2 protein-coding genes are annotated in these 2,208 nt (G+C 51.3%); one reads left to right on the top strand and one right to left on the bottom strand.

What is annotated here, in order from left to right; translation table 11 throughout:
• Window positions 1-161: 161 nt before the first annotated feature.
• Window positions 162-1,202 (top strand): NAD(P)/FAD-dependent oxidoreductase, encoded by a 1,041-nt coding sequence (locus tag WH277_RS02260; protein ID WP_339458787.1) that lies wholly within the window; start codon window positions 162-164, stop codon window positions 1,200-1,202.
• Between the two features lie 282 nt (window positions 1,203-1,484).
• On the opposite strand, the gene WH277_RS02255 is transcribed toward WH277_RS02260, so the two are convergent.
• Window positions 1,485-2,000: a GNAT family N-acetyltransferase gene (locus WH277_RS02255; protein WP_339458037.1), complete on the bottom strand. Its 516-nt coding sequence runs from the start codon at window positions 1,998-2,000 to the stop codon at window positions 1,485-1,487.
• Window positions 2,001-2,208: the final 208 nt, after the last annotated feature.

Genomic DNA, 2,208 nt, shown 5'->3' with positions numbered 1-2,208 from the left:
TTTTGAGCGAAGAGCGGACTTCTAAACAAAGCATATACCGCTGCAGTCTTGAAGAGTTGTGGCCACGCGTTTTGCAATTCTGGCAGGTTGACCGTAACAAATAACCTTTGCATCATGGCATGGAGATGTTTCCCACGCAGGAGAATATTACAGTGGTGAGTATGAAAAAAAGGATCGTCATCGTGGGTGCCGGAATCACTGGTGCTTCAATCGCATGGCATCTTGCCCACCTTGAATTTAACGTCACTATTATTGAGCAAAATATGCCTGCATCAGGGGCGACCGGCAGCGCGTTCGGCTGGCTGACCGGCGTGGTGTGTGATGATGCGCCTGATGTGCTTCTCCGGCGCGCCGCACTTGCGGACTGGCACAGGCTTGAAGAACAAATTCCGGAGCTTAAGATTAACTGGGGTGGTTCATTAAAATACGGCGCAACGTCTCAGGCCTGCCTACCTGAAGAACGCCTCCTCGACACAGCCGAAATAGCCAGTCTTGAGCCTGCGTTGGTACTTCCTCCCTCAGAAGCCCGCTATGCTGCAAACGATGGGGCCATCGATGCCATAGAAGCGACACGTATATTACTGGATAAGGCCTGCGGAAAGGGGGTGGTAGTGCAAAACCAAACGACCGTTGAGGGTTTTTGCATGACCAAAGGCAAGGTGACAGGCGTCCTGACTTCTCAGGGGCAACTGGAGGCGGATTGCGTTGTGCTGGCCTGTGGAACGGGTATTCCCGCTCTGACTAAGCTGATGGGTACCCCTGTTCCGGTTCTGGCATCACCTGCTGTATTGCTACGTTTTGCAGCACTCCAGTGCGTAGTCAAAACGCTCATCGCAGGTGATGATATAGAGGTTCGACATGCCCGTAACGGGGATTTACTAGCAGCAGAGGATTATCCGGCAAACGGCAGCGTCAGAGAAACTGTTATCGCTGCTCAGGCCTCAATAAGAAGCAGGCTCAGGGGCGCAGAGTTGGTTTCTCTCACCCAATACTCAATAGGAGAACGCCCTGTTCCGCAGGATGGGTATCCAGTTCTTGGCTTTACTGATGAGAGCGAGGGCGTCTATGTCGCAGTTATGCACCCAGCTGTTACTTGTGCAGCTGCGATCGGGAGGCTGGTTTCTGAAGAATTACGCAACGGTAAGAACGATGAGATCCCGGAGAGTTACCGTCTCTCTCGCTTCAGAAATAAGCCTTTATAGCAAAATTAATAACTTGATACCTATCTGGACGCCGCAGCGCCGCTCATTCCTGGAGATCCGTCGTGTCCTCCATGACTACCTCCACTCCCCCCTGTCCCCCTGGTCCACCAGGACCGCCGTTGCCACCCATTGAGGCCCCGTTTCTCCCGTTCCCGCCATTCAGGCAAAATGAATTATTAGTCCTGGTCTTAGCTATCTTGACCTTGCTCCCCACGCATTGACTCAACGTTGTTAATAACGTCCGCTGTTGGGCATAAAGCGGACGTTGTCACATCCCTATTACTATTCAGCGCGCTGAATGCTCAGTTCATAGACTACGCAGGGCACATCGTAATGCTGTTCTATTGCTTTGTAAGTCATGCCTAATCGCTGCATCACGCGCTGAGAGGGCGTATTTTCAGGATCGGCAACAGCCACTAAATACGTTGCGCCTATCTGCTCTGCCGCGAAATCAATAATCGCTTTCGCCGCTTCTGTTGCATAGCCTTTGCCATTCTGTTCTGGGACGAGCCGCCAGCCAATCTCTAAGGGTGCACCCTCAACGTTTGCCAGGTACTGGAGACATGCTGCGCCAACGATGGCCCCGGAAGCCTTCTCTTTGATAGCCCACCACGAAAATCCGTATTTCTGCCATCGGGCCTGAACACGCCTGATACTTTCCCAGGTCTCTTCTGGTGTTTTAACAATCCCCTTGCTGATATACCGCATCACGCCGGAATCGTTATCCATCACCCTTAAGCCTTCGTAGTGTGAGTCATGATAGGGTTCAAGCCTTAAACGCGCAGTTTCTACATTCATCTGACAATCCTATTTACTAGAAGGTATGACTTTCGGTGAATTTCTCCACATAAATCAACATAGCACGATGTAAGTAATGTGCGCTTCTGACATAAAGCAAACCGTCTAAGCGGATGCCCCTGACAACCAGAAGCAAAGCCTCGCCTCACAACGAAAACTCTCTCCTGGATGATTTCAGTCAGCTACGATAGAGCTGGCTATCGTGAAG

The organism is Erwinia sp. MYb416, assembly GCF_037479575.1.
Taxonomy (GTDB): domain Bacteria; phylum Pseudomonadota; class Gammaproteobacteria; order Enterobacterales; family Enterobacteriaceae; genus Erwinia; species Erwinia rhapontici.
This window is presented reverse-complemented; position numbering and strand designations above follow the sequence as displayed.

Coding starts and splice junctions, on each gene's coding strand:
- WH277_RS02260 (WP_339458787.1), top strand. CDS start 162: ATGAAAAAAAGGATCGTCATCGTGGGTGCCGGAATCACTGGTGCTTCA.
- WH277_RS02255 (WP_339458037.1), bottom strand. CDS start 2,000: ATGAATGTAGAAACTGCGCGTTTAAGGCTTGAACCCTATCATGACTCA.